Annotated in this window: 14 protein-coding genes and 1 pseudogene; all 15 read left to right on the top strand. The window is 48.3% G+C overall.

Annotated elements, in window-relative coordinates:
- Nucleotides 1-89: 89 nt before the first annotated feature.
- The 15 genes and pseudogenes from DWY57_RS01295 (at nt 90) to xseB (ending at nt 25162) form a co-directional block, all read left to right on the top strand.
- The gene (locus DWY57_RS01295; protein ID WP_098032191.1) at nt 90-1544 is read left to right on the top strand and encodes a glycoside hydrolase family 76 protein; all 1455 of its coding nucleotides are present in this window, start codon (nt 90-92) and stop codon (nt 1542-1544) included.
- 18 nt (nt 1545-1562) lie between these two features.
- Entirely contained in the window at nt 1563-4733 is a 3171-nt protein-coding gene (locus tag DWY57_RS01290; protein WP_098032190.1) for a TonB-dependent receptor, read from the top strand.
- Between the two features lie 30 nt (nt 4734-4763).
- Entirely contained in the window at nt 4764-6830 is a 2067-nt protein-coding gene (locus tag DWY57_RS01285; protein WP_098032189.1) for a RagB/SusD family nutrient uptake outer membrane protein, read from the top strand.
- Between the two features lie 28 nt (nt 6831-6858).
- Nucleotides 6859-7674 (top strand): DUF3823 domain-containing protein, encoded by an 816-nt coding sequence (locus DWY57_RS01280; RefSeq protein WP_098032188.1) that lies wholly within the window; start codon nt 6859-6861, stop codon nt 7672-7674.
- A gap of 118 nt (nt 7675-7792) precedes the next feature.
- Nucleotides 7793-9973: pseudogene (locus tag DWY57_RS01275) on the top strand (hypothetical protein).
- 59 nt (nt 9974-10032) lie between these two features.
- A complete protein-coding gene (locus DWY57_RS01270; protein WP_098032186.1) occupies nt 10033-12528 on the top strand; it encodes a DUF4965 domain-containing protein in 2496 nt (831 codons plus the stop codon).
- A 17-nt stretch (nt 12529-12545) separates the two neighbouring features.
- The gene (locus tag DWY57_RS01265) at nt 12546-14852 is read left to right on the top strand and encodes a GH92 family glycosyl hydrolase (protein WP_119961229.1); all 2307 of its coding nucleotides are present in this window, start codon (nt 12546-12548) and stop codon (nt 14850-14852) included.
- Between the two features lie 129 nt (nt 14853-14981).
- The gene (locus DWY57_RS01260) at nt 14982-15986 is read left to right on the top strand and encodes a glycoside hydrolase family 43 protein (protein ID WP_098032184.1); all 1005 of its coding nucleotides are present in this window, start codon (nt 14982-14984) and stop codon (nt 15984-15986) included.
- A gap of 35 nt (nt 15987-16021) precedes the next feature.
- The gene (locus tag DWY57_RS01255) at nt 16022-17506 is read left to right on the top strand and encodes a glycoside hydrolase family 125 protein (protein WP_117713799.1); all 1485 of its coding nucleotides are present in this window, start codon (nt 16022-16024) and stop codon (nt 17504-17506) included.
- A 68-nt stretch (nt 17507-17574) separates the two neighbouring features.
- Nucleotides 17575-19572, top strand: a complete 1998-nt coding sequence (locus DWY57_RS01250) for a beta-L-arabinofuranosidase domain-containing protein (protein WP_229104717.1) — start codon at nt 17575-17577, stop codon at nt 19570-19572.
- Between the two features lie 79 nt (nt 19573-19651).
- Nucleotides 19652-20740: an acyltransferase gene (locus DWY57_RS01245; protein WP_098032181.1), complete on the top strand. Its 1089-nt coding sequence runs from the start codon at nt 19652-19654 to the stop codon at nt 20738-20740.
- 381 nt (nt 20741-21121) lie between these two features.
- Nucleotides 21122-22189, top strand: a complete 1068-nt coding sequence (gene mnmA, locus DWY57_RS01240; RefSeq protein ID WP_098032197.1) for a tRNA 2-thiouridine(34) synthase MnmA — start codon at nt 21122-21124, stop codon at nt 22187-22189.
- Nucleotides 22190-22212: 23 nt separating this feature from the next.
- Complete coding sequence (locus tag DWY57_RS01235; RefSeq protein WP_098032180.1) at nt 22213-23586, top strand: S8 family serine peptidase; 1374 nt, start codon at nt 22213-22215, stop codon at nt 23584-23586.
- 111 nt (nt 23587-23697) lie between these two features.
- Nucleotides 23698-24948: an exodeoxyribonuclease VII large subunit gene (gene xseA, locus DWY57_RS01230; protein WP_119961228.1), complete on the top strand. Its 1251-nt coding sequence runs from the start codon at nt 23698-23700 to the stop codon at nt 24946-24948.
- 1 nt (nt 24949) lies between these two features.
- Nucleotides 24950-25162, top strand: coding sequence for an exodeoxyribonuclease VII small subunit (gene xseB / locus DWY57_RS01225; RefSeq protein WP_117600805.1), 213 nt, complete (start codon nt 24950-24952; stop codon nt 25160-25162).
- Nucleotides 25163-25184: the final 22 nt, after the last annotated feature.

Raw genomic sequence — 25184 nt, 5'->3', positions numbered from 1 at the left:
CTGCTGATATTTAATTTTTTTTGTTTTTCCCTCTTTATCTCCTTTTGCATCTTGTGAGGGGAGAGACGGGGACTGAAGAAACTAATTGTATGAATATAATGAAAAATTTATTTACTTTATTGACTTTGCTCTTATTGACGTTAGTGGCTTGCAGTAATGACTCTGCTGTTGATGAAAAGCCGGACAACGGAGGTACGTATGTTCCAGGTAATCTGCCGGTGCAGAATGTGGCACGTGCCATAGAGCTGATTGACAATGCTGTAGAGTGCTATTTTACGGGTACGGGCATGGCTATGTCACGTTATTATAACCCTTATACCGGAAACCGTTCCAGTGAGTTGGGCAGTGTGTGGATGTACACTAGCTCCATTGAGGCCGTGAATGCTGCGATGAAAGCCATGAAGACCGGGAAGACAAAGGGAGAGACGGCTCTTTATGACTCTCACTTTAACCGCTACAAGGAACTTTTAGCTCAACTTTATGACAATCTGGAGTTTTATGCAGGTACTTTTACGCTGACCTCTTATACGCAGACCAAACAGTGGACGGTATACGGCGTAAACCGCGGCAACGGCAAGGGAGCTGCACAAGTGGAAGGTACCCTCAATGTTTACGATGACCAGATGTGGCTGGTGCGTGAACTGTTGGAATCCTATCATATTACTGGTGAACAGCGCTATCTGGAAAAGGCAGAATACCTGACAGAATACGTGCTTGACGGTTGGGACTGCACCCTTGATGAGCAAGGTAGTCCATTGGGAGGCATCACATGGGGACCGGGGTATATCACCAAGCACTCTTGCAGTAATGGCCCTATTGTCAGTCCTCTGGTGTGGCTGCACGAAATTTACAAAGGAAAACCTGACGAAGTGACCTATGGCTACGTGGCTGCCGACAACAGTCGCAAGCTACGCACTGAGAAGAAATCTGACTATTACTTGAATTTTGCCAAAGCTGTTTACGATTGGCAGAAGAAATATTTGCTGAGACCAGACGGGGTGTACGACGATATGATGGGTGGTTATGATTCACCGGACATAAAATATGTTACCATTGATGGTGAACACTACCGGACTGGTTCCAAACTGCGTGATCGTGTAGGTCCGGCCATCACTTACAATAGTGGTACGATGCTTTCCGGTGCTGCCGACCTTTTCAGAGTTACAAGCGATGCGACTTATCAGACGGACTTGGCGGAATTGACCGATAATAGTTTTGCTTACTTTGCCAAACCTGAAGCTGCCAAACCGGGCTGTTATACATTTGATGTCAGCGGATTCTGCAACTGGTTCAACGGTGTACTGATGCGTGGGTATGTGGATGCTTATTCAACCCACACTGCTGCCGCAAGCTGTATCGAGGCATTCCAGAATAATCTGGATTATGCCTACGAAAACTATCAATACAAACATATGCTTCCCACCAATCTGCTGGTGGGGTGGTACAAAGCTGAAAAGAACAAGAACAACGTGGAAGGAATGTTCACTTTTGCTTTTGCCGCCGAATATGCAGTGTTGGCGAATTATGAATGGAGCAAGAAATAATTTTAAAATTAATGGACTATGAAGAATTTTAGCAAGATGCGACAAGGATTATCCTACATGGTAATGGCATTCCTTCTGATGCTGATTCCGGCAGGTGTTTTCGCACAAAACTCTATTTCCGTTTCAGGAATAGTTATGGATGACACCAATGAACCTGTCATTGGCGCTGCCGTTATGGTGAAGGGCACCACTATAGGTGTCATTACCGACATTGACGGACGTTACACCATCAGTACTCCTGCAGATGGTATTCTCAGTTTCTCTTATGTGGGATTGAAGGACAAGGAAGAGAAAGTGAACGGACGTACCACTATCAACATCATTATGCAGACTGACTCCAAGATGATAGACGAAGTAGTGGTGATAGGTTACGGAACACAACGCCGCGGATCGGTGACGGGTGCCGTTTCTGCCGTCAAAGGGCAGGATATGATAAAGACCAAGAACGAAAATCCGCAGAATATGCTGACAGGACGTATTCCTGGTTTGCGCGTATGGCAGAAGAGTTCTGAGCCCGGAACTTTCAATAACAGTTTCGATATTCGAGGTATGGGATCTCCATTGATTATCATCGATGGAATTCCTCGGAGTACGGAAGAATTCCAGCGTTTGAATGCAATGGATATCGATGATATTTCTGTGTTGAAAGATGCTTCTGCCGCTATTTACGGTGTACGTGCAGCCAATGGTGTAGTGTTGGTGACCACCAAAAAAGGAGGAGCTGGAAAAACGGAATTCTCTTACAATGGTTCCTACACTTTCCAACAACCTTCACGTATGCCTGAACTGTGTGATCCTTATGAATCTATGACGCTGTTCAACGAAATGTCGATGAATAACATCAATGGCGGTTCATGGGTCTTCAGCGAAGAGAGCTTTGAAGCATTCCGTAACGGTACGCGCCGTACGACGGACTGGAATGACTTGATTATCTCTAATGTGGCTCCACAGACACAACACGACATCAGCATTTCCGGTGGCAACGAGAAGACGAAGTTCTATATCAGTATGGGCTACTTTTACCAGGAAGGTATCTTCCGTTCGGGAGACTTGAATTATAATAAGTTCAACCTGCGTTCCAACATTTCAACTGAAGTTGCTAAAGGTATAAAATTCGAACTTGGTGTAAGTGGCATCTCCGACGAACGCAATACGCCTTACAGTAGCGCACAGGATATCATTCGTAACTATTGGCGCCAAGGTGTACTTTATCCTGCATACGCTGATCCTGAAGGGACGATGTTGAACTACAACGGTTTGGACATGGAACAGAATACTGTGGCTATGATGACGGCCGATATTTCCGGTTACAAGAAGTACAAGCAGAAATATTTCCAGTCTTCGGCTACTTTGACGGTAGATTTCAGTGAATACACACCGGTATTGAAGGGATTGACTGCCAAAGCTATGTTCAGTTACGATTATCGTGCTGACAACAACGAGGCTTTCCGCAAAGAGTACTACCAGTATGCTTATGACGAGCAGACCGGTACCTACAATCAGAAGGTTTATAACGAAAGTTCGCCCAGCAACATGCGTCGCGAGTTCTATGACAAATCACAGATGTTGGGACAATTCACAGTGAACTACGACCGCACTTTTAACGATGTCCACCATGTGGGTGGTGTTGTCGGTTGGGAGGTACAGAAGCGCAACGGTGACAACTTCTACGCTGTCCGCGACCTGGCATTCTCTATGCCTTACCTGCTGGCTGGTGTGACTGAAGGACAGATCGGCGCCATGCAGACTGGTAATAATGATTTGTATGAACAAGCTAACGAAGCTTTGATAGGTCGTGTCAACTATTCGTTTGCCGACCGATACCTGCTGGAAGCACAGTTTCGTTACGACGGTTCCAGCAAGTTTGCCAAGGGGCATCAATGGGGTTTCTTCCCTTCAGTATCGGCTGGGTGGAGAGTATCCGAAGAACCTTTCTTCAAAAGCATAGATGCTTTGAAGTTTGTCAATCAGCTGAAGCTGCGTGCCAGCTACGGTGTGCTGGGTGATGATGGTGACTTGAATTATGACTGGGCTATGGGGTACACTTATCCTGCAACCAGCGGTAACATGTCTAATGGCGACTATAACGGTTATTCACCGGGCTATATCTTCGGTGGCAAATTCATCAGTGCAGCAAGCCCGATGGCATTACCTAATGAGAACATCACTTGGTTCAAGTCGAAGACATTCGACGTGGGTTTCGATTTTGAAGCTTGGAACGGTCTGCTGGGTGTTTCGTTCGACTATTTTAATCGTCTGCGTACTGGCCGTTTCGCTCGCCGTACCGGTGATTTGCCTACGGTGGTAGGTGCTTCTGCTCCGCGCGAAAATTTGGACAGTGACCGCCAATTCGGTATGGAATTGGAATTGACCCACCGCAACAAGATTGGACAAGTGGCCTATAATCTGAAAGGTATTGCTACCGTTACCCGTCAGAAATACCTGACTGCTTCGGAAAAAGGTCCTTGGGCCAATTCCTACGATCGTTGGCGTAATGACAACTTGACGAACCGTTATCAGGGAGTACAGTTCGGTTATACTTCTGCCGGACGCTACACCAGCTGGAATGATATTTGGAGCTATCCTGGCTACAAGGAACGTGACATTCTGCCGGGTGACTACAAATATGAAGACTGGAATGGTGACGGTGAGATTAACGGTCAGGACGAACATCCGTTTGCCTTTGACCAGACTCCATGGTTGCAGTTCAGTTTAAATGCCGGCTTGCAATGGAAGAACTTAGATTTCAACATGCTGTTGCAAGGCTCTGCGCTGGGTTCTATGGAGTACAAAGAGCCTTTGCATGAAATTTGGGGTAAGAACGGTGGCGGTGCATTGACACAGTTTCTTGATCGCTGGCATCCCGTAGACCCGAAGGCCGATCCCTATGACCCTTCTACTGTCTGGACTTCCGGTCACTACGCCTACACAGGTCGTTGGGCGAAAAACAATTCAGCTTTCAATCGTGTAAGCACCGCTTACCTTCGTCTGAAGAGTATCGAGCTGGGTTATACATTCCCGAAATTGAAACAGATTCCCAATGCCAGTCTGCGTATTTATGCCAATGCTTACAACCTGCTGACATTTACGGGTGTGAAATTTGTAGACCCTGAGCATCCCGATGATGATTTGGGACGCATGTATCCGTTGAACAAGACCTATACATTGGGAGTTTCCCTTTCTTTCTAATTAATGATATAAACCTAAAAAATAATAAATATGAGACATAAACTGATATCCGCGATGTTGTGCATGACTCTTGCCACTTCATGTGTCGATATGGATATTGCTCCCAAAAATATCGTGACTTCCGAGTCGTTGCTTTCCAATGAGTCTGGTATGGACATCTATATGGCACGTTTGTATAGCAATATGCCATGGGAAGACTTTAAATACCTCTCACAATGGGGGGTGAACTTTAATGGTTGGTTGAATGCCATGGGTATTGACGGTACTGGTGAAGCCATGAACAGGGACGGTATTTGCTGTGCGTTTACCGGTGAAGACAATGCTTACTGGGGCAAGGCTTTTGAATTGTTGCGCGATGCCAACTTCCTGCTTGAGAACCTGCCGAAATATCAGAGTTCCTATGCAGAAATTACTTACAACCACTATTTGGGCGAAGCCTATTATGTGCGTGCCACAGTTTTCTATGCCATGGCCCGTCGTTTTGGAGGTATCCCTTTGGTGACAAAAGTCATCCAGTATCCTGGAGACGGAAATTTGGAGGTTCCCCGTGCCAGTGAGGAAGAAACATGGAACCAGGTTTTGGCAGATTATGACAAGGCCATTGAATTGATGATGTCTAGTAGCCCCAAGAGTGGTTACAGTAATAAGTATGTAGCATTGGCTTTCAAGTCAGAAGCAATGCTCTATGCCGGTAGTGTAGCTAAGTATAATGAAACGGTAACTGGACGTTTGACCGGTTTGGGTACCAAGACGGGAGTACGCGTGATCGGATTCGATGAGGACCGCTGGCAAGAGGCTTCCAAGAAGTATTTCACTGAAGCCTACAAAGCCGCTTCCGAGGTGATTAAAAGCGGTGTATACTCACTTTACAAGAAGAAATGGGCCGCTAATGATCCGGAAGCACAATATCAAAATATGGTGGATATGTTCTCCGATCTTAGCAATAATCCTGAGAACATCTATGTGAAGGAGTACGTTTACCCCACCAGTACTCATGCTTACGATTCTTACAACTTACCGCTCACCTTTAAGGCTCCGCTGAACTGTGGTGTTTGCCCGACAGCCGACTTTGTTGAGTTGTTTGATGGTTTCGACCGTTATCCCGACGGTACCTTGAAGGTGACGACAGGCAATTCTTGTACCGAAGGTAATTACGTTATGTATGATAGTCCCATGGACTATTACAAGAATGCTGAACCTAGATTGCGTGCTTACGTCATCTTCCCTGGTGATGTGTTTAAGGGTAAGGAAATTGAAATTTATGCCGGTGTTTATACGGGGGCCGCGCCTGTCAAACCGCTTCTTAGTGACTATTCGTATGGTGCTGCCACTACCAAGTACAATCATCTGAGTGCTTATAAAGAGAAGCCCAAAACGCTTTATCTCAGTCCGAAACCTGAAGATCAGCAGGAAATTGTAACCCTGCCTGATGGCTCTACGATGAAGGCTGCTGGCCAGAACGGTCCTTTCTATGAAGATGGTGGAAGTGCTATGACCGGTCTGCTGGCACGTAAATGGTTGAACCCTGATCCTGCATTTGTTCCTCGGGAAGGCAATAGTGCACAACCTTTTATTTTGATGCGTTATGCCGAAGTGCTGCTGAATGCAGCCGAGGCTGCTGTGGAACTTTCGTTAGCGGGCGTCTCTTCTCCTGATGGTACAGATATGTTGAGTGTGGCAACGAAAGCCATCAATGATATTCGTGAGCGTGCCGGTGCCCGGTTGTTGACTGCCTCGTTGACTGGTACAACAGACAGCCGTGATATCGTCCGCAAGGAACGTCGCAAGGAGTTGGCCTTCGAACATAAGACCAAATGGGACTTGCGTCGCTGGCGTGTGAATCACTATGAAGGTCGCGATGGATTCTGGGGTGAGCAACGCAATAAGGACCGTTTCAGCAACACGACTCGTTATCGTTTCCGTGGTATCTATCCGTTCTATTCGACGGCGACCGGCAAGTGGTTCTTTGATGTTTGTTTCAACTATACGACTGCCGGTGACAAGGACTTCGGTTACACTCCGGTGGACTATTATTTCTCGATTCCGGGTGGTGAGGTTTCTAAGAGTCCTGTGATTGACCAGCAGCCTAATCGATAAAACTCAATAATTAAAAAACTTAAAACGTATGAAAAAGACAATATTTTATAGCTTATTCAGCGCCTTGTTCATGTTAACCTCATGCAGCATGTTCGAAATAGACAACTATGAGGAACCGGCAGAAACAATTTGGGGCGAAGTGGTAGATGAAGCAACTGGTAAGCGTGTATTGACCGACCAGGGCAGTGAGGGTATCCGTGTCCGTCTGACCGAATTGAGTTGGGGTGACAATGTGCAACATAATCCCGATTTTTACTGTATGATGGACGGTACATTCCAGAACACGAAGCTCTTCAAAGGTGAGTATAATGTCCGTATCGACGGCCCGTTCATTCCATTAGTGCGTGAAAATACAGACGGTACCTTGCTCCATGATGGTTCCGTCAATACTGAAATCAGTGGTACGACGAAAGTGAAATTTGAAGTACAGCCCTTTCTGAACGTTGAGTTTGTAGGTGATCCGCAGGTGAGCAATGGGGTCATCAAGGCACAAGTACGCGTGACACGCGGTGTGTCGGATGAAGTTTTCCGTGAAAAAATCCAGCCGATGGGCAATTGGAAAGACGAATACTTGAATGTAACTGACATCCAGTTCTTCGTCAGCTACTCAAACACAGTAGGCTACCGGGCACGCGACGAGCGTTGGTCGAGCAGCATCAGCTATGAAGGTAAGAGTTTCGAAGATTTACTGGGTAAGGAAGTTATTGTCCAGTCTAACGGCAGTATACCTTCGGGCCGCAAAGTGTTTGTACGCGCTGCCGCACGTATTAACTACGACACACCTGTAGGTAGCGGCACACGCCGTTGGAACTACAGTGAGCCGGTAGAAGTACTTATTCCGTAGCTTGATGGCATACAGCCGAGGCTTTGCTGCTATAGTGCCAAAGCCTCGGCTGTTGAGCAATCTTTTGCCATTATAGTGGTAAGGACAATGATTAATACCATAAAAACAAGAAACCAATATGAAGCAAAAACATTTTTTGATAAGTTTGACTGTCTTGGCAATAGGCATCTCTGTAGATGCTCAGACCAAGAACAATGTTAAAACCACTTTTCAAACCTCACGCGAGTGGAAGCCTTCTATAGACAATAGGGCCGATGCGGTGATGGTGTATGGAGTAGGGGGAAATCCTTCGGATAAATCACGCAAACTATCTTTTGAGGAACGGGTGAAGTCCTGGAAAGAGCGTGGATATATCATACACTTTATGACCGGTATTGCTTGGGGTGAATATCAGGACTATTTTACCGGACAATGGGACGGGAAATGGCATTTGGATGAGGGACAAGTCACACAGACTGGAGATACGATATGGCACGGTCACATGGTGCCCTATATCGTACCGTCGGAGAATTTTTTAAGTTATCTGAAAGAGAGACATGTGAAGAGGGTAATCGACGCCGGTGTGGATGCCATCTTCATGGAAGAGCCTGAATTTTGGGCAAGAGCCGGTTACAGTGATTCTTTTAAGGAGGAATGGAAAAAATACTATGGCTTCGAGTGGAGACCGCAACACGAGTCTCCGGAAAATACTTACTTGTCGAGCAAACTCAAGTATTACTTGTACTATCGTGCACTGAATGAAGTTTTCACCTTTGCCAAAGAATATGGTAAAAGCAAAGGGATGGACGTGAAGTGCTACGTTCCCACCCACTCGCTGGTGAACTATTCGCAATGGCAGATTGTCAGTCCAGAAGCAAGCCTTGCCTCACTTCCTTGTGTGGACGGTTACATTGCTCAGGTGTGGACCGGAACTTCGCGTGAGCCGAATTTCTTTGACGGTCGCAAACGTGAGCGTGTGTTCGAGACTGCCTATCTGGAGTATGGCTCTATGGAGTCAATGACTGCTCCTACTGGTCGCAAGATGTTCTTTCTGACCGACCCTATCGAAGACTGGCCGCGTGACTGGGCAGATTATAAGAAAAACTATCAGGCTACCTTTACTGCACAATTACTCTATCCCAATATAGCCGATTACGAAGTGATGCCTTGGCCGGAACGTATCTACGAAGGACTATATCGGACAAGTGCCAATAGCGACAAGAAAGAACGTATTCCCCGTTTCTATTCCACACAGATGCAGGTGATGATTAATGCCTTGAACCGTATGCCTCTGACTGATAAAGAACTGACCGGAAGCAAAGGATTCAGCGTACTGATGGCAAACTCCTTGATGTTCCAGCGTTTCCCTACGCACAACGGATATGAAGACCCACAATTGGCGAATTTCTACGGTCAGGCGTTGCCTTTGCTCAAACGAGGGGTACCCGTCAAGACCGTCCACATTGAGAACCTCGGCTATAAGGAAGCGCTGGCTGACACAAAAGTGTTGTTGATGACTTATGCGAACATGAAACCGCTTGAGCCTGAAGCGCACAGCCACATAGCCGATTGGGTGAAGAAAGGGGGAGTATTGATTTATAGTGGAACGGACAACGACCCTTTCCAGAATGTAAGGGAATGGTGGAATACCAACGGGCATAACTATGCTACCCCTTCCGCACATCTTTTTGAGCAGATGGGGCTTCCTGCCTGGCCGAATTAGGGAGAATATAGTTACGGTAAGGGAACTGTATGTGTTATTCGTACCGATCCTAAAGATTATGTCCTGCATGAGGGTGGTGACAAATATTTTTTGTATCTTGCGGCCCGGATGTACGAGCAGAACGCGAAAGCGGGAAAGCTGGAGTTCAAAAACAACTTCTATCTGCAAAGGGGAGATTACGACTTGGCTGCTGTGCTTGAAGAGAGTGTGAGCGACGAGCCGTTTACTGTGGAAGGATGTTTGATTGACCTTTTTGATCCCAAATTACCGATATACACTTCCAAGCGGATAAATCCGGGTGAGCAAGCCTTGTTGCTGAATGTAGAACGTGTAGCCGGTAAGAAGAAGCCTCAAGTGCTGGCTTCGGCAAGTCGCGAAGAACAGGAAGAACGCGGAAAAGGCTGGTATTCCTATGTGGCGAAAAGTCCTGCCGAGACTTCAAACGTATCGCGGGTACTGTTGCCGAGTTGTCCTAAGAGTGTGACAGTCGATGGCAAAGAAGTATTCGATACCAAGCGTTGGCATGCAGCAAGTCATACCTATTTGATAGAGTTTGAGAATAATCCTGACGGAGTGTCGGTGAAGTTTTGCTGGTAATCTCAGACCTTTTATTTTTTAGCATTTAACAACATAAACAATTATATTATATAAACGATATGAGAAAAAAGCTTTTATACCCCTTGTTGGCATCATGCCTTTTTGCGTGCAGTGACAAGGATACGTCTTATGAAGTCGTCAAGAATGACTTGAGAGCTCCAGCCTACCCGCTTGTTACCATCGACCCTTATGCCAGTGCATGGTCCATGAGCGATAACCTTTATGACAGCCCCGTTCGCCATTGGACGGGTAAGGATTTCCCTCTGATTGGCGTGGTGAAGGTAGACGGTGTTTCCTACCGTTTTATGGGGACTGAAGAATTGGAGATGAATGCAATCGTGCCCACCTCTCAGCAAGGGGAGTGGACTGGACGGTATATCACAGACAAGCCCGCTGGCGACTGGACATCTGCCGATTACAATGATTCCGGATGGAAGTCGGACCGTGGTGCCTTTGGTACCAAAGAAAATGAGCCTACAGCCAAGACCCAATGGGGAACCCGCAATATCTGGGTGCGCCGTACGGTAAATATCGACCGCGATTTGACCGGCATACCTGTCTATCTGGAATTCTCCAATGATGATGATGCCGTATTCTATATCAACGGAGTGAAGATACACAGTACGGGAACCACATGCAATAAGAACAAGGTCGTGAAACTTTCCGATGAGGCTTTGGCTGCTTTGAAACAAGGAGACAACATCATTGCCGCCGAGTGTATCAATCCGGTCGGCAACGGTCTGCTCGACTTCGGCCTGCAGATTCCGAAACATCAGGAAACCGTGTTTGGCAACACAGCTGTGCAGACCTCTGCTGACGTGCAGCCCATGCAGACACACTACGCTTTTACCTGTGGTGATGTCGACTTGAAAGTCACTTTCACGGCACCTCTTTTCATGGAAGACCTGAAGCTGTTGAGCCGCCCCGTGAATTACCTTACTTACAGTGTTGCTGCCCGTGATGGCAAGGAACACGATGTGGAGGTGTACTTTGAGGCCTCGCCGCGCTGGGCGCTCGACCAGCCTTACCAGCAATCTGCAAGCGAGGGATATGAAGCTGACGGGCTGCTTTACTTGAAGAGCGGAAGCAAAGAGCAGAATATCCTGGCTAAGCAGGGCGATGACCTTCGCATTGACTGGGGATATTTCTATATGGTTTCCGGTAAAGAAAACACAGCATACAGCATCGGCAACAGTACCGAACTGCGCAAGAACTTCGTGAACGGCACCTTTAATTCAGCTTCGCTTGCGGGTGAGGACAGCAACGGGAATATGGCCTTGGTGCGTGACTATGGTAAAGTGAGGAAGGTTACCGACAAGATAATGCTGGGATATGACGACATCTATTCCATCCAATACTTCGGTACAAACTTGCGTTCTTACTGGAACTCGAGAGGCGACCGTACCATCGAGTCGGAAATGCTGGCCGCCTACAATGAGTATGACGAGTTGCTGGCACGCTGCTATGCCTTCGATAAAAAGTTAATGGAGGATGCTTCTGCCGTAGGCGGCAAGGAATATGCCGAACTCTGCGCGTTGGCCTACCGTCAGTCCATTGCCGCCCACAAGCTGGTGGAAGCTCCCAACGGTGACCTTTTGTGGCTGTCGAAGGAAAACAACAGTAACGGCTGTATCAATACGGTGGACCTGACCTACCCCTCGGCTCCCCTCTATCTGATCTATAATCCTGAACTGGAGAAAGGCATGATGAACGGTATCTTCCATTATAGTGAAAGCGGCAAATGGACCAAGCCCTTCGCCGCCCATGATTTGGGTACCTATCCTCTTGCCAACGGACAGGTTTACGGAGGCGATATGCCGGTTGAGGAGAGTGGAAACATGCTGATTCTTACGGCTGCCATTGCTGCCGTAGAAGGCAATGCCGACTATGCTGCCAAACATTGGGAAGTGCTCACCACCTGGACCGACTATCTGGTGGAAAAGGGACTCGATCCTGAGAACCAGCTCTGTACCGACGACTTCGCCGGACACTTTGCCCATAACACGAATCTTTCCATCAAGGCAATTTTAGGGGTGGCCTCTTATGGCCGGTTGGCCGAAATGCTCGGCAAGAAGGATGTTGCCGAAAGCTATACAACGAAGGCCCGTCAGATGGCGGCTGAGTGGGAACGTATGGCCAACGACGGCGACCATTATCGTCTGACCTTTGACAAGCCGGGTACCTGGAGCCAGAAGTACAACCTTGTCTGGGATAAATTGCTCGGACTGAACATCTTTGACACAAAAATTGCAGAAATGGAGATACCTTATTATCTGACGAAGCAGAATATTTATGGTTTGCCTCTGGACAGTCGTGAGACTTATACCAAGACCGACTGGATCATGTGGACTGCTACAATGGCTCCTGACCTGGCCACTTTCCGTGAATTCATCGTTCCTCTGCATAAGTTCATGAACGAAACGATAGACCGCGTGCCTATGTCCGACTGGGTGTTTACCGACAAGCCCAATTGGCGTGGCTTCAAGGCCCGCTCGGTAGTAGGCGGATATTACATGAAAATGCTTGAAGGCAAGCTGATTGGAAATAAACAATGACAAAATCTATTAAACGAATGAAAAGACTTTTTGCATGGGGAACCGCCCTCCTTCTTGTAGGCGGTATGCAGGCGGCCTTACTGCCGGTTGACGAGCCGATTACTCCTGTTGATTACGTCAGCACCTTGGTTGGCACGCAATCCAAGCATGCCCTTTCTACGGGCAACACTTATCCTGCTGTGGCAATGCCTTGGGGTATGAATTTCTGGACATCACAGACCGGTACTATGGGGGATGGATGGGCTTATACTTATGATGCCGACAAGATTCGCGGATTCAAGCAGACACACCAGCCCAGTCCGTGGATTAACGATTACGGACAGTTTGCCATTATGCCTATCACCGGAAAGGTGGCTTTCGACCAGGACGAGCGTGCCAGTTGGTTTTCTCATAAAGCCGAGACCGCCACTCCTTATTATTATAAAGTCTATCTTGCCGACCATGATGTGACGGCGGAGTTTGCTCCTACCGAGCGTGCCGCTGCCTTCCGTTTCACTTTCCCTGAAACGGAGGAAGCCTATGTGGTGGTCGATGCCATGGACAACGGTTCTTTTGTGAAAATCATTCCGGCTGAAAAGAAAATCATAGGCTACACCACCAAGAACAGTGGTGGTGTGCCAAGCAATTTCAAGAACTACTTTGTATTGCAGTTCGATAAGCCTTTTACTTATACTGCTGCCGTGAAGGACGGAAAGATTGCCCCCCGTACCACCGAGGCAAGTGCCAATCATGCCGGTGGCATCATCGGTTTTCATACCCTCCGTGGCGAGCAGGTGAATGTACGTGTGGCTTCCTCGTTCATCAGTCACGAGCAGGCCGAGTTGAACTTGAAGGAACTGGGTGACCGGACGCTTGAAGAGGTGGCGAAAGCCGGGCGTGACGAATGGAACCGGGTACTGGGCCGCATTGAAGTGCAGGATACCGACCTCGACCGTCTGCGTACTTTCTACTCTTGTTTCTACCGTTCTGTGCTTTTCCCGCGCAGTTTCTACGAGATAGATGCGCAAGGTCAGGTAATGCACTACAGCCCCTATAATGGTGAGGTGCTGCCCGGCTATATGTTTACCGACACCGGTTTTTGGGACACTTTCCGTTGTCTCTTCCCCTTTCTCAACCTGATGTATCCATCCATGAATGCCAAGATGCAGGAAGGATTGGCCAACACTTACAAGGAGAGCGGTTTCCTGCCCGAATGGGCCAGTCCGGGACACCGTGGTTGCATGGTGGGCAACAATTCCGCCTCTGTGGTGGCGGATGCCTGGCTGAAAGGTCTGCGTGGCTACGACATCGAGACATTATGGAATGCTGTGAAGAGCGGTACGGAGAATGTGCATCCCGAGGTTTCCTCTACCGGACGCCTGGGACATGAGTATTACAACAAGCTGGGTTATGTGCCCTATAATGTGGGTATCAACGAAAATGTAGCCCGTACGCTGGAGTATGCTTATGATGATTGGTGCATCTACCAGTTGGGACTTTCGCTCGGCAAGTCGAAGAAAGAACTGGCTCCTTTTGCCAAACGCGCGCTGAACTACCGGAATCTTTTCGACCCTGCCCATAAGTTGATGCGCGGCAAGAATGAAGACGGTACGTTCCAATCGCCTTTCAACCCCTTGAAGTGGGGTGACGCCTTCACCGAAGGAAACAGTTGGCATTATTCGTGGTCGGTTTTCCACGATCCGCAAGGACTCATTGACCTGATGGGTGGCAAGGACTCCTTCAACCAGATGATGGATTCCGTGTTTGTGTTGCCGCCTGTGTTCGACGAAAGTTATTATGGCAGTGTCATCCACGAAATTCGGGAGATGCAGATCATGAACATGGGCAACTACGCTCACGGCAACCAGCCCATACAGCACATGATTTACCTCTATAACTATTCCTCCCAGCCGTGGAAGGCGCAGTACTGGCTGCGTGAGGTTATGGAGCGTATGTACAGTGCCAATCCCGACGGCTATTGCGGTGATGAGGACAACGGCCAGACATCTGCTTGGTACGTGTTTTCAGCTTTGGGATTCTATCCCGTCTGTCCGGGTACAGATCAGTATGTGCTGGGTGCTCCTCTTTTCCGTTCTGTGCGTCTGCACTTGGAAAATGGCAAGACTGTGACGATTGAAGCTCCTGAGAATAGTCGTGCCAACCGCTACGTGCAGAAACTTACAGTGGATGGCGTTGACTATACACGCAACTTTCTGACACACGAGCAACTGACGAACGGCTCCTCGCTGCGCTTCACTATGGACAATGTGCCCAACAAACTGCGTGGGACAGGAGAGGAGGATGCTCCTTACTCCTTCTCGAAAACGCTTAAAAAGAAGAAGTGACCTCAAAGCCAAAACCATAGCAATTAATGATGAGGGTGTGCCGAATGTCTGACGGAGTGATAGCTGAAAAACGTTTTGACACACCCTCTCTCTCTTACGATAAATCACTGTTTGAAAACCCTATTTACCATGAAACTTAAGAAACTTACTATTTACTGCTTGGCATTGTTTTGCTCCTCTTCTTCTGTTTATGCGCAATCTGGTGAAGAAGTTCAAAAGAAACGTAGCGGCAATCCGATTTTTCCCGGTTGGTATGCCGACCCTGAGGGAGTAGTGCTGGACGGGAAGTTCTGGATTTATCCTACATATTCCGCTCCTTATGATGAACAGACTTTTATGGATGCCTATTCTTCGCCCGACTTGGTGCATTGGACCAAACATCCACGCGTGCTTTCAAAGGAAAATATCCCATGGTTGCGCCGTGCTTTGTGGGCGCCGGCTGTTATCGAGGCCAATGACCGCTATTATCTTTTCTTCGGAGGGAACGATATACAGAACAACTCTGAGATTGGCGGTATCGGTGTGGCTGTGGCAGACAATCCGGCAGGTCCTTTCAAAGATGTGCTGGGCAAGCCCCTGATTGATAAAATTGTGAATGGCGCACAGCCCATCGACCAGTTTGTGTTCCGTGATGACGATGGCACTTACTATATGTACTATGGCGGATGGGGGCATTGCAACATCGTGAAACTGTCTTCCGATTTACTTAGTGTCGTTCCTTTTGATGATGGCACAGTCTATAAAGAAGTGACTCCTCAGGACTATGTGGAAGGTCCTTTCATGTTGAAACGTAACGGAAAGTATTACTTCATGTGGTCGGAAGGCGGTTGGGGAAGTCCCGACTACCGTGTGGCCTATGCCATTGCCGACTCTCCTTTCGGGCCGTTCCATCGCGAGGGAATCATTCTTCAGCAGGATGCCGATGTGGCTACCGGTGCCGGACATCATTCAGTGGTGCGTGGAAAAGGTAAGGACGAATGGTACATCATTTACCACCGTCGCCCGTTGGGAGAAACGGCAGCAAACAGCCGTGCCACCTGCATTGACCGGATGTACTTTGACAAAAAAGGAAAGATAAAGCCGGTGCGCATGACTTTCGAGGGAGTGAAAGCTACCACCCCTCCACTTGACTAATAGCAATTTTCAATTCAAATTTATATAGAAGAAATATGAGTCTTAATTCCAAAAAGATTTGTTTCAGCCTTGTCCTGGCTGCGGCTGCCGGGATGGTTCAGGCTGTCAATAGTAGCTGCCTTCTTGCCGATGCGGGCTTTGTAGCCGTGCAGGATAATACGGTATCTGCCGGTAACTATACCTCTAACCGTCCTAAAGAGAAACAACGACTTTTCCGTTCCACTGCCGTGGAGAAAGAGATTGTCCGTGTACAGATGCTTTTGAAGAACCGCAAGCTTTCCTGGATGTTTGCCAACTGTTTTCCAAATACGCTGGATACTACTGTGCACTTCCGCAAGGGCAGCGATGGAAAGCCTGATACTTTTGTATATACGGGTGACATCCATGCTATGTGGTTGCGTGACTCAGGGGCGCAAGTATGGCCATATGTGCAGCTTGCCAATAACGACCCGAAACTGAAAGAGATGCTGGCCGGTGTTATTCTACGCCAGTTCAAATGTATCAATATCGACCCATATGCGAATGCTTACAACGATGGTGCGCTGCCCGATGGGCATTGGATGAGTGACCTTACTGACATGAAGCCCGAACTGCATGAACGTAAATGGGAAATCGACTCGCTTTGTTATCCTTTACGGTTGGCTTATCACTACTGGCAGGTGACGGGTGACACTTCGGTTTTCGGTGCTGAATGGCTGGAAGCCATCCGCAATATTTATACTACTTTTTGTCAGCAGCAGCGCAAAGAGGGTGCCGGTCCCTACAAATTTCAACGCAAGACGGAGCGTGCGCTCGATACGCTGAACAATGATGGTCTGGGTGCTCCTGTCCGTCCGGTGGGACTTATCGTGTCCTGCTTCCGCCCGTCGGACGATGCCACAACGCTTCAGTTCCTTGTGCCTTCCAACTTCTTTGCTGTCACTTCCTTGCGTAAGGCTGCCGAGATTCTGGAAACAGTGAACAAGGAGACTGCTTTGGCTGCCGATTGCCGTGCCTTGGCCGATGAGGTGGAAATGGCTTTGAAACGCTATGCAACCTACAATCATCCTGAATTTGGTACCATTTATGCTTTCGAGGTTGATGGTTTCGGTAATCATTTGCTGATGGACGATGCCAATGTGCCTAGCTTGCTTGCCATGCCCTATCTGGGAGATGTAGACGTCAATGACCCTATTTATCAGAATACCCGCCGTTTTGTGTGGAGCGACAGCAATCCTTATTTCTTCTGCGGCAAAGCCGGTGAAGGTATCGGCGGACCGCATATCGGCTATGACATGGTGTGGCCTATGAGCATTATGATGAAAGCTTTCACAAGCCGGGATGATGCCGAAATCAAAACTTGCATCAAGATGCTGATGGATACGGATGCCGGTACGGGCTTCATGCACGAGTCGTTCCATAAGGATGATGCAACTAACTTCACCCGCCCTTGGTTTGCTTGGCAGAACACCCTTTTCGGTGAGTTGATATTGAAGTTGGTTAATGAAGGGAAGGTGGATTTATTGAATAGCATTGATTAAGATATAACATGAAGAACTTATATACATGGGTGGCTGCCTTCCTTTTCGTGGCATTGGCAATTTCGGTTATGGCTTGTACTTCTGCCTCTTCTGCTGGTACGGTGACGGTGGTTGACCGGCCGGATATACATGCTGTCAATACTAATTATATGGGTTACCGTGCCCCGCTTCGTCCATTGAACTTTATAAAATTGCCAGTAGGCAACATCCGTCCCGAGGGGTGGGTAAGGAAATTTCTGGAGTTGCAGCGCGACGGCCTGACCGGACATTTAGGGGAAATCAGTGCTTGGTTGGAAAAGGATGACAACGCTTGGCTTACGACCGGTGGGGACCATGGTTGGGAGGAAGTTCCCTATTGGCTCAAAGGGTATAGCAGTTTGGCATATATTCTGAATGATCCGAAGATGATAGAAGAAACCAAATACTGGATCGAAGGCGTATTTGCCAGTCGCCAGCCGGACGGTTATTTCGGCCCGGTCAACGAACGCAATGGAAAACGCGAACTTTGGGCACAGATGATTATGCTCTGGTGCCTGCAATCTTATTACGAGTATTCTCAAGACCAGCGTGTCATAGACCTGATGACAAACTACTTTAGATGGCAGATGACGGTTCCCGACGACCGACTTCTGGAAGACTTTTGGGAGAATAGTCGTGGAGGCGATAATATCATTAGCATTTACTGGCTTTACAGTCATACGGGAGATGCTTTTTTGCTCGAATTGGCCGAAAAGATTCATCGCAATACTGCGGACTGGACTCAGTCGACCTCTTTGCCCAACTGGCACAACGTAAACATTGCCCAATGTTTCCGTGAGCCTGCTACTTATTATATGCAGACCGGTGATTCTGCCATGCTGAAAGCCTCTTATAATGTCCATCGACTGATTCGTCGTACTTTCGGGCAAGTGCCCGGTGGCATGTTCGGGGCAGATGAGAATGCCCGTTTGGGATATATCGACCCCCGCCAAGGGGTGGAAACCTGCGGGCTGGTTGAGCAGATGGCTTCTGATGAAATTATGCTTCGCATAACGGGCGATCCCTTATGGGCCGAGCATTGCGAAGAAGTTGCATTTAACTCTTATCCGGTTGCCGTGATGCCGGATTTTAAAGCGTTGCGCTACATCACTTGCCCGAACCATGTCGTCAGTGATTCCAAGAATCATCATCCGGGCATTGACAACCGCGGACCGTTTCTTTCGATGAATCCTTTCAGCAGTCGTTGCTGTCAGCACAATCATGCACAAGGCTGGCCCTACTTTGCCGAGCATCTGGTTTTGGCAACTCCCGACAATGGAGTGGCAACGGCTCTTTATGCAGCTTGCAAAGCTGTGGTGAAAGTAGCTGATGGAAAGGAAATCACTTTGCACGAAGAGACGAATTATCCTTTTGAGGAAGACATCCGTTTTTCTGTCTCTACCGAGGGAAAAGTCGTCTTCCCGTTCTATTTCCGAATCCCTTCATGGACTCAAAAGGCGAAAGTGTGCGTGAATGGTGAGGAAGTGGATGCGGTTCCCGTGGCAGGGAAGTATCTCTGCATCCATCGCGAGTGGTCGGATGGTGACTGTGTGGAATTGACGTTTCCGATGTCTTTGTCCATGCGCACCTGGCAGGTCAATAAAAACAGCGTAAGTGTGGATTACGGTCCTCTCACGCTCTCTCTTAAGATTGCTGAGAAATATGTGGAGAAGGACAGCCGCGAAACGGCCATCGGTGATTCTAAATGGCAAAAAGATGCTGACCCTCAAAAATGGCCCACTACTGAGATATATTCCGGCAGCGCGTGGAATTATTCGCTGGTGTTGGACAAGACAGAACCCTTGAAACACTTCGAGGTAATCCGTAAATCATGGCCGGCCGACGACTACCCTTTTACGGTGGCCAATGTACCTTTGGAGGTGAAGGCTGTCGGCCGATTGGTTCCCGAATGGGAAATAGATGAAACCGGGTTGTGTGGCGTGTTGCCCGAAGAGGATGCAGCGAGAGGCGACAAAGAAGAAATCACACTCATCCCTATGGGAGCTGCGCGGTTAAGGATATCTGCGTTCCCGAATACAAGAGAATAAATTGATGAATGATGCGGACAGTAGTGAAGTGCTGACATCTTTAACTCCTGACTTGCATAAATAGAAAACTTAAAATAAAATGAAACGTATTGCTTTTTTGGATTACGTGCGCGTGTTTGCGTGCTTCTTGGTCATGTTGGTTCATGCCAGTGAGAATTTTTATGGAGCTGCCGGCTCTACAGATATGGTAGGACCGCAGTCTTTCCTTCAGAATGAGGGCGATAGGTTGTGGGTATCAGTTTATGATGGTTTCTCTCGTATGTCTGTGCCTCTGTTCATGATTGTTTCGGCTTATCTGCTTGCACCGATGAAGAAAGGACAAAGCTGTTGGCAGTTTTACCGCAAACGTTTCCTGCGCATCATGCCGCCGTTCGTCTTTTTCATGGTACTATATAGCACGTTGCCCATGTTGTGGGGACAGATAGACGGCGAACAATCTCTGAACGACCTTTCACGTATCTGGCTGAACTTTCCTGCGCTTGCCGGGCACTTCTGGTTTATGTATCCGTTGATAAGTCTTTATCTGTTCATTCCGGTCATTTCACCGTGGCTGGAGAAGGTTTCGGCCAAAGAAGAACGTTTCTTCATCGGATTGTTTCTGATTTCTACTTGTATACCTTTCCTCAACCGTTGGTTTGGTGAAGTATGGGGACAGTGTTTCTGGAACGAATATCACATGTTATGGTATTTTTCGGGTTATTTAGGCTATCTTGTGCTGGCACATTATATCCGCGTGCATCTTACTTGGGGGCGCTCCTTGCGTCTGCGGGTCGGTTTCTTGCTTATGCTGGTCGGCGCGGCGGCTACCATATGGTCGTTCTATGTCCAGGCTGTTCCAGGAGTGGTTCATTCTACACCGGTCATTGAGGTGGGATGGGCTTTCTGTACCCTTAATTGCGTGGCGTTGACGGCAGGCACATTTTTGTTGTTCGGCTGTATCAGCATTCCGCAGCCTCCGCGCATCATTGCCGAAATGTCTAAACTCAGCTACGGCATGTTTCTTATGCACATTTTCTGGCTTGGCTTGTGGGTGTCGGTGTTTAAGTCTACATTGGGATTGCCCACTGTGGCTGCCATTCCGGTTATAGCGGTATGTACGTTTATCAGTTGTTTCGTGGCAACCAAGCTCATCTCGTTGATACCGGGCAGTAAATGGATTATCGGGTAAAAACCTTGTATTCGCTTTCCCGTTGAAGGCTCGGGAGCTGTCAATTGCCTGCTGCTAACCTCACTGTAGTAGGGGCGTAGCGTCACTGCAAAATGGTTGCATTCTTTTTGCACTGATTATCTGCTGATTCATAAATGGTTATGCTAAGAGGAAAGGAGGTGTAATCAAAGACAGATGCGTAATTGATAAGAAAACGCCGGAACACCTATGAGGTGCGGTAGTGCGAAGGAAAGAGGTCTTACCGGAAAAGCCGATGAATAGGAAGGTTGAGGAAGAAGGTGAAGGCTGTGGAGGATGAAAATACTCTCTCTTTAGCTGAAAAGCTGTGTATTCTGCTTGAAAACGTGTACTTTTGCAGATTATATGAATGAATGGCAGAATATGAACAAATCCGAAAAGCGAGTATTAGTGGGAATGAGCGGAGGTATAGACAGTACCGCCACTTGCCTGATGTTGAGGGAACAGGGCTATGAGATAGTCGGCCTCACCATGTGGGTGTGGGGAGACGAACCGGTGGAAGCCCGCAACCTTGCCGACAGTATGGGAATTGAACACCATGTGGCAGATGAGCGTGAGGCTTTCCGGCAGATTATTGTTCAGAACTTTATCGATGAATATCGTCGGGGGCGTACTCCCAATCCTTGTGTGATGTGTAATCCGTTATTCAAGTTCCGTATCCTGACGGAGTGGGCGGACAGGTTGGGGTGTGCGTTCATTGCTACCGGGCACTACACCCGTCTGGAGGAACGGAACGGGAAGGTTTACATTGTTGCCGGGGATGATGATAAGAAAGACCAGTCCTATTTCCTCTGGCGACTGGGGCAGGAGGTGTTGAAGCGATGCATCTTCCCGTTGGGAGCATTCACCAAGATGCAGGTTCGCGAGTATCTTCGTGATAAAGGATATACGCTCAAGGCGGAAGAAGGGGAAAGCATGGAAGTCTGTTTCATCAAGGGAGACTACCGCGACTTCTTGCGCGAGCATTCCTCGGAGATAGACAGTGAAGTGGGGCCGGGATGGTTTGTCAATTCGGAAGGCGTCAAACTGGGGGAGCACAAAGGATTTCCTTACTACACTATCGGACAGAGGAAAGGCCTGGAGATAGCTTTGGGCAAACCTGCCTATGTGCTGAAAATTAATCCGCAGAAGAATACCGTGATGCTGGGCGATGCGGAACAATTGAAGGCCGGATATATGCTGGCCGAAGAGGAGAATCTGACGGATGAAGACGAATTCTTTGGATCGGAAGAACTCACCGTGCGCATCCGTTATCGCAGCAAACCTATTCCTTGCACCGTGAAGCGCCTGGAGGACGGGCGTCTGCTGGTGCACTTCTTGTCGGAGGCTTCTGCCATTGCTCCAGGACAGTCTGCCGTGTTCTATGTCGGCCGGCGTGTGGTTGGAGGCTCATTCATCGCTTCCCAACGGGGCATCGGGATGTTTCTTTAATTTTTAATTTATAATTTCTAATTGTGAAAAGACTTGTACTTCTTTCAGCCTTTGTCCTGTTTGCGGCGGGAGCATCGGCACAACAAGATACTTTGAAGTATCGTATCAGCCTGAAGGATAAGGCTGCCACCACGTATTCGCTGGAACATCCGGAAGCGTTCCTTTCTGAAAAGGCGATTGAGCGTCGCCGGAAGCAGAATCTTCCGATAGACTCGACAGACCTTCCGGTATGCCGTAAGTATGTGGATGAGATTCGCAGGCAAGGCGCGAAGATTGTCGTTACCGGCAAATGGGAGAATTTTGTTACAGTGTCCTGCAACGACTCTGCATTGATAGAGCGTATTGCCGCCCTGCCTTTTGTTCGGAAGACGGAAAAGGTCTGGATAGCTCCCGGAGGTGACGGGCCGTTCATGGCGACAGAGCGCGACTCTCTGATAAACCGCCCGAGCGTGCATCCCGACAGCATTTATGGATTGGCTGTCGACCAGATACGGCTGAGCAATGGCGATAAGCTGCACGAAGAAGGCTTCAAGGGACAAGGAATGACGATTGCCGTTATCGACGCGGGTTTCCACAATGCCGACAAGATAACCGCCATGCAGAATATCCGCATCCTGGGTACGAAGGATTTTGTGAATCCCCAATCGGATATATTTGCCGAAAGCAGCCACGGCATGGCGGTGCTCTCGTGCATCGCCATGAATCGCCCCGGTGTCATGACCGGTACAGCTCCCGAAGCTTCTTTCTGGTTGCTGCGTAGCGAAGACGAATACTCCGAGCATCTGGTAGAGCAGGACTACTGGGCTGCTGCTGTGGAATATGCCGATAGCGTGGGAGTGGATGTGCTTAATACTTCATTGGGATATTACGCTTTCGATGATAAATCCAAGAATTATAAGCTCCGCAATCTGGATGGGCACTATGCGCTGATGTCACGTCAGGCATCGCGCATAGCCGATAAGGGCATGGTATTGGTATGCAGTGCCGGAAATTCGGGCACCGGTTCTTGGAAGAAGATTACGCCTCCGGGCGATGCCGAAAATGTGCTGACGGTGGGTGCTGTCGACAAGGAAGCTGTTCTGGCTCCTTTCTCGTCTGTAGGGAATACGGCAGACCATCGGATAAAGCCGGATGTTGTAGCCGTCGGGCTGGGTGCCGACGTTATACGTACGGACGGCAACCAGGGAAGGGCGAACGGTACCTCTTTTGCCTCACCCATTATGTGCGGTATGGTGGCTTGCTTGTGGCAGGCTTGTCCCGAACTTACGGCAAAAGAAGTGATAGAGTTGGTGCGCCGTTCCGGTGACCGTACGGATTATCCTGATAATATCTATGGCTATGGCGTGCCCGATATGTGGAAGGCGTATCAGGATTATCAGTCCGAAAGAAACAAATAACGAGAATTTCTGTTGGCTTGCCAATAGTGTATTGTCACTTTATCACGAATAAAGTACCGCTTTATTACGGATAAAATTTTATAAAGTTATAACTGGTTGAATGATAGCTGTATGGAAGCCTTGTCTTTACAAGAGTTGAATGCCCTTGTGCGCCGTAGTCTGGAGCAGTGTCTCCCCGATGAGTTTTGGGTGCAGGCAGAGTTGAGCGATGTGCGTACCAACAGTACAGGGCATTGCTATCTGGAATTTGTGCAGAAAGATCCCCGTAGCAATAGTCTGGTAGCTAAGGCGAGAGGCACCATCTGGGCAAATGTGTTTCGGTTGCTGAAGCCCTATTTTGAGGAGGCTACGGGGCAGGCATTTGTTTCGGGCATCAAAGTGCTGGTTCAGGTCACTGTCAGTTTCCACGAACTTTATGGATATAGTTTGACAGTGCAGGACATAGATCCCACCTATACGTTGGGCGATATGGCGCGTCGCCGCAGGGAAATATTGAGGCAGCTTGAGGAGGAGGGAGTCCTCACTCTTAATAAAGAACTGGATATACCCCGCCTGCCGCAACGTATTGCCGTCATATCTTCACCGACGGCGGCGGGCTATGGTGACTTCTGTCATCAGCTGGAAAACAATTCCCGGGGGTTCTACTTTTATACGGAGCTGTTTCCTGCCTTGATGCAGGGTGACCGTGTAGAGGAGTCTGTCCTTTCTGCTCTCGACCGGGTGAATGCACGCTTGTCCGAGTTTGATGTGGTTGCCATTATTCGCGGTGGAGGCGCCACGTCCGACTTGTCCGGTTTCGATACCTATCTGCTTGCTGCTGCTTGTGCACAGTTTCCGTTACCTATCATAACGGGTATCGGTCACGAGCGGGACGACACGGTGCTGGATTCTGTGGCACATACCCGTGTAAAGACCCCTACGGCCGCCGCCGAGTTCTTGATAGACCTCATGAACAATGCCGCCGATGAACTGGAAATGCTTGTTTCCCGCTTGCATGAGGGGGTCAGGAATCTGTTGCAGCAGGAACAGCGCAAGTTGTCTGTTTGCAAGAACCGGATTCCTTCTGCTTCATACCGTTGCATATTCGATGCAAAAATAGCTTTACTGACTGCGCGGAAAGATGTAGTGCAAGCTGTCACTTCCTATTTGTCCCGCCATCGCCACCGTCTGGAATTGTTGCAGCAGCGCTTGGTGGATGTTTCACCGGAAAAGCTGCTTGCCCGCGGTTACAGCATCACGTTGAAAGACGGGAAGGTTGTGAAAAATGTCGGCTTGCTGAATGAAGGAGATGAAATCACCACCCTGCTCCAAAAAGGAGAAGTAACCTCAATCGTAAATCGTAAACCGTCAAATCGTAAATAATATGGTGTCCAAGAAAAAAGAAACCTACTCCGAAGCCATGGCACGTTTGGAGAAAATTGTCAGCCAGATAGACAACAATGAACTGGAGATAGATGTGCTTGCTGAAAAAATAAAGGAAGCAAATGGAATTATAGCATTTTGCAGCGATAAATTGACCAAAGCTGATAAGGAAATTGAAAAATTACTGTCGGAGAAGCGGGAATCTGAAGAATAAAAGCTATTTTTGTTGCAAAATG

It is taken from the genome of Bacteroides sp. AF25-5LB (assembly GCF_003602965.1).
Classification (GTDB): Bacteria; Bacteroidota; Bacteroidia; order Bacteroidales; family Bacteroidaceae; genus Bacteroides; species Bacteroides uniformis.
Note: the sequence above shows the minus strand (reverse complement) of the source record. Positions and strands in the feature narration are given on the sequence as shown.

What these genes read in the sequence shown, in the direction of transcription:
- xseA (WP_119961228.1), top strand. Translation starts at nt 23,698, where the DNA reads ATGGAAGCCTTGTCTTTACAAGAGTTGAATGCCCTTGTGCGCCGTAGT.
- DWY57_RS01250 (WP_229104717.1), top strand. Translation starts at nt 17,575, where the DNA reads ATGGCTTGTACTTCTGCCTCTTCTGCTGGTACGGTGACGGTGGTTGAC.
- DWY57_RS01285 (WP_098032189.1), top strand. Translation starts at nt 4,764, where the DNA reads ATGAGACATAAACTGATATCCGCGATGTTGTGCATGACTCTTGCCACT.
- DWY57_RS01290 (WP_098032190.1), top strand. Translation starts at nt 1,563, where the DNA reads ATGAAGAATTTTAGCAAGATGCGACAAGGATTATCCTACATGGTAATG.
- mnmA (WP_098032197.1), top strand. Translation starts at nt 21,122, where the DNA reads ATGAACAAATCCGAAAAGCGAGTATTAGTGGGAATGAGCGGAGGTATA.
- DWY57_RS01245 (WP_098032181.1), top strand. Translation starts at nt 19,652, where the DNA reads ATGAAACGTATTGCTTTTTTGGATTACGTGCGCGTGTTTGCGTGCTTC.
- xseB (WP_117600805.1), top strand. Translation starts at nt 24,950, where the DNA reads ATGGTGTCCAAGAAAAAAGAAACCTACTCCGAAGCCATGGCACGTTTG.
- DWY57_RS01270 (WP_098032186.1), top strand. Translation starts at nt 10,033, where the DNA reads ATGAGAAAAAAGCTTTTATACCCCTTGTTGGCATCATGCCTTTTTGCG.
- DWY57_RS01280 (WP_098032188.1), top strand. Translation starts at nt 6,859, where the DNA reads ATGAAAAAGACAATATTTTATAGCTTATTCAGCGCCTTGTTCATGTTA.
- DWY57_RS01265 (WP_119961229.1), top strand. Translation starts at nt 12,546, where the DNA reads ATGAAAAGACTTTTTGCATGGGGAACCGCCCTCCTTCTTGTAGGCGGT.
- DWY57_RS01295 (WP_098032191.1), top strand. Translation starts at nt 90, where the DNA reads ATGAATATAATGAAAAATTTATTTACTTTATTGACTTTGCTCTTATTG.
- DWY57_RS01260 (WP_098032184.1), top strand. Translation starts at nt 14,982, where the DNA reads ATGAAACTTAAGAAACTTACTATTTACTGCTTGGCATTGTTTTGCTCC.
- DWY57_RS01255 (WP_117713799.1), top strand. Translation starts at nt 16,022, where the DNA reads ATGAGTCTTAATTCCAAAAAGATTTGTTTCAGCCTTGTCCTGGCTGCG.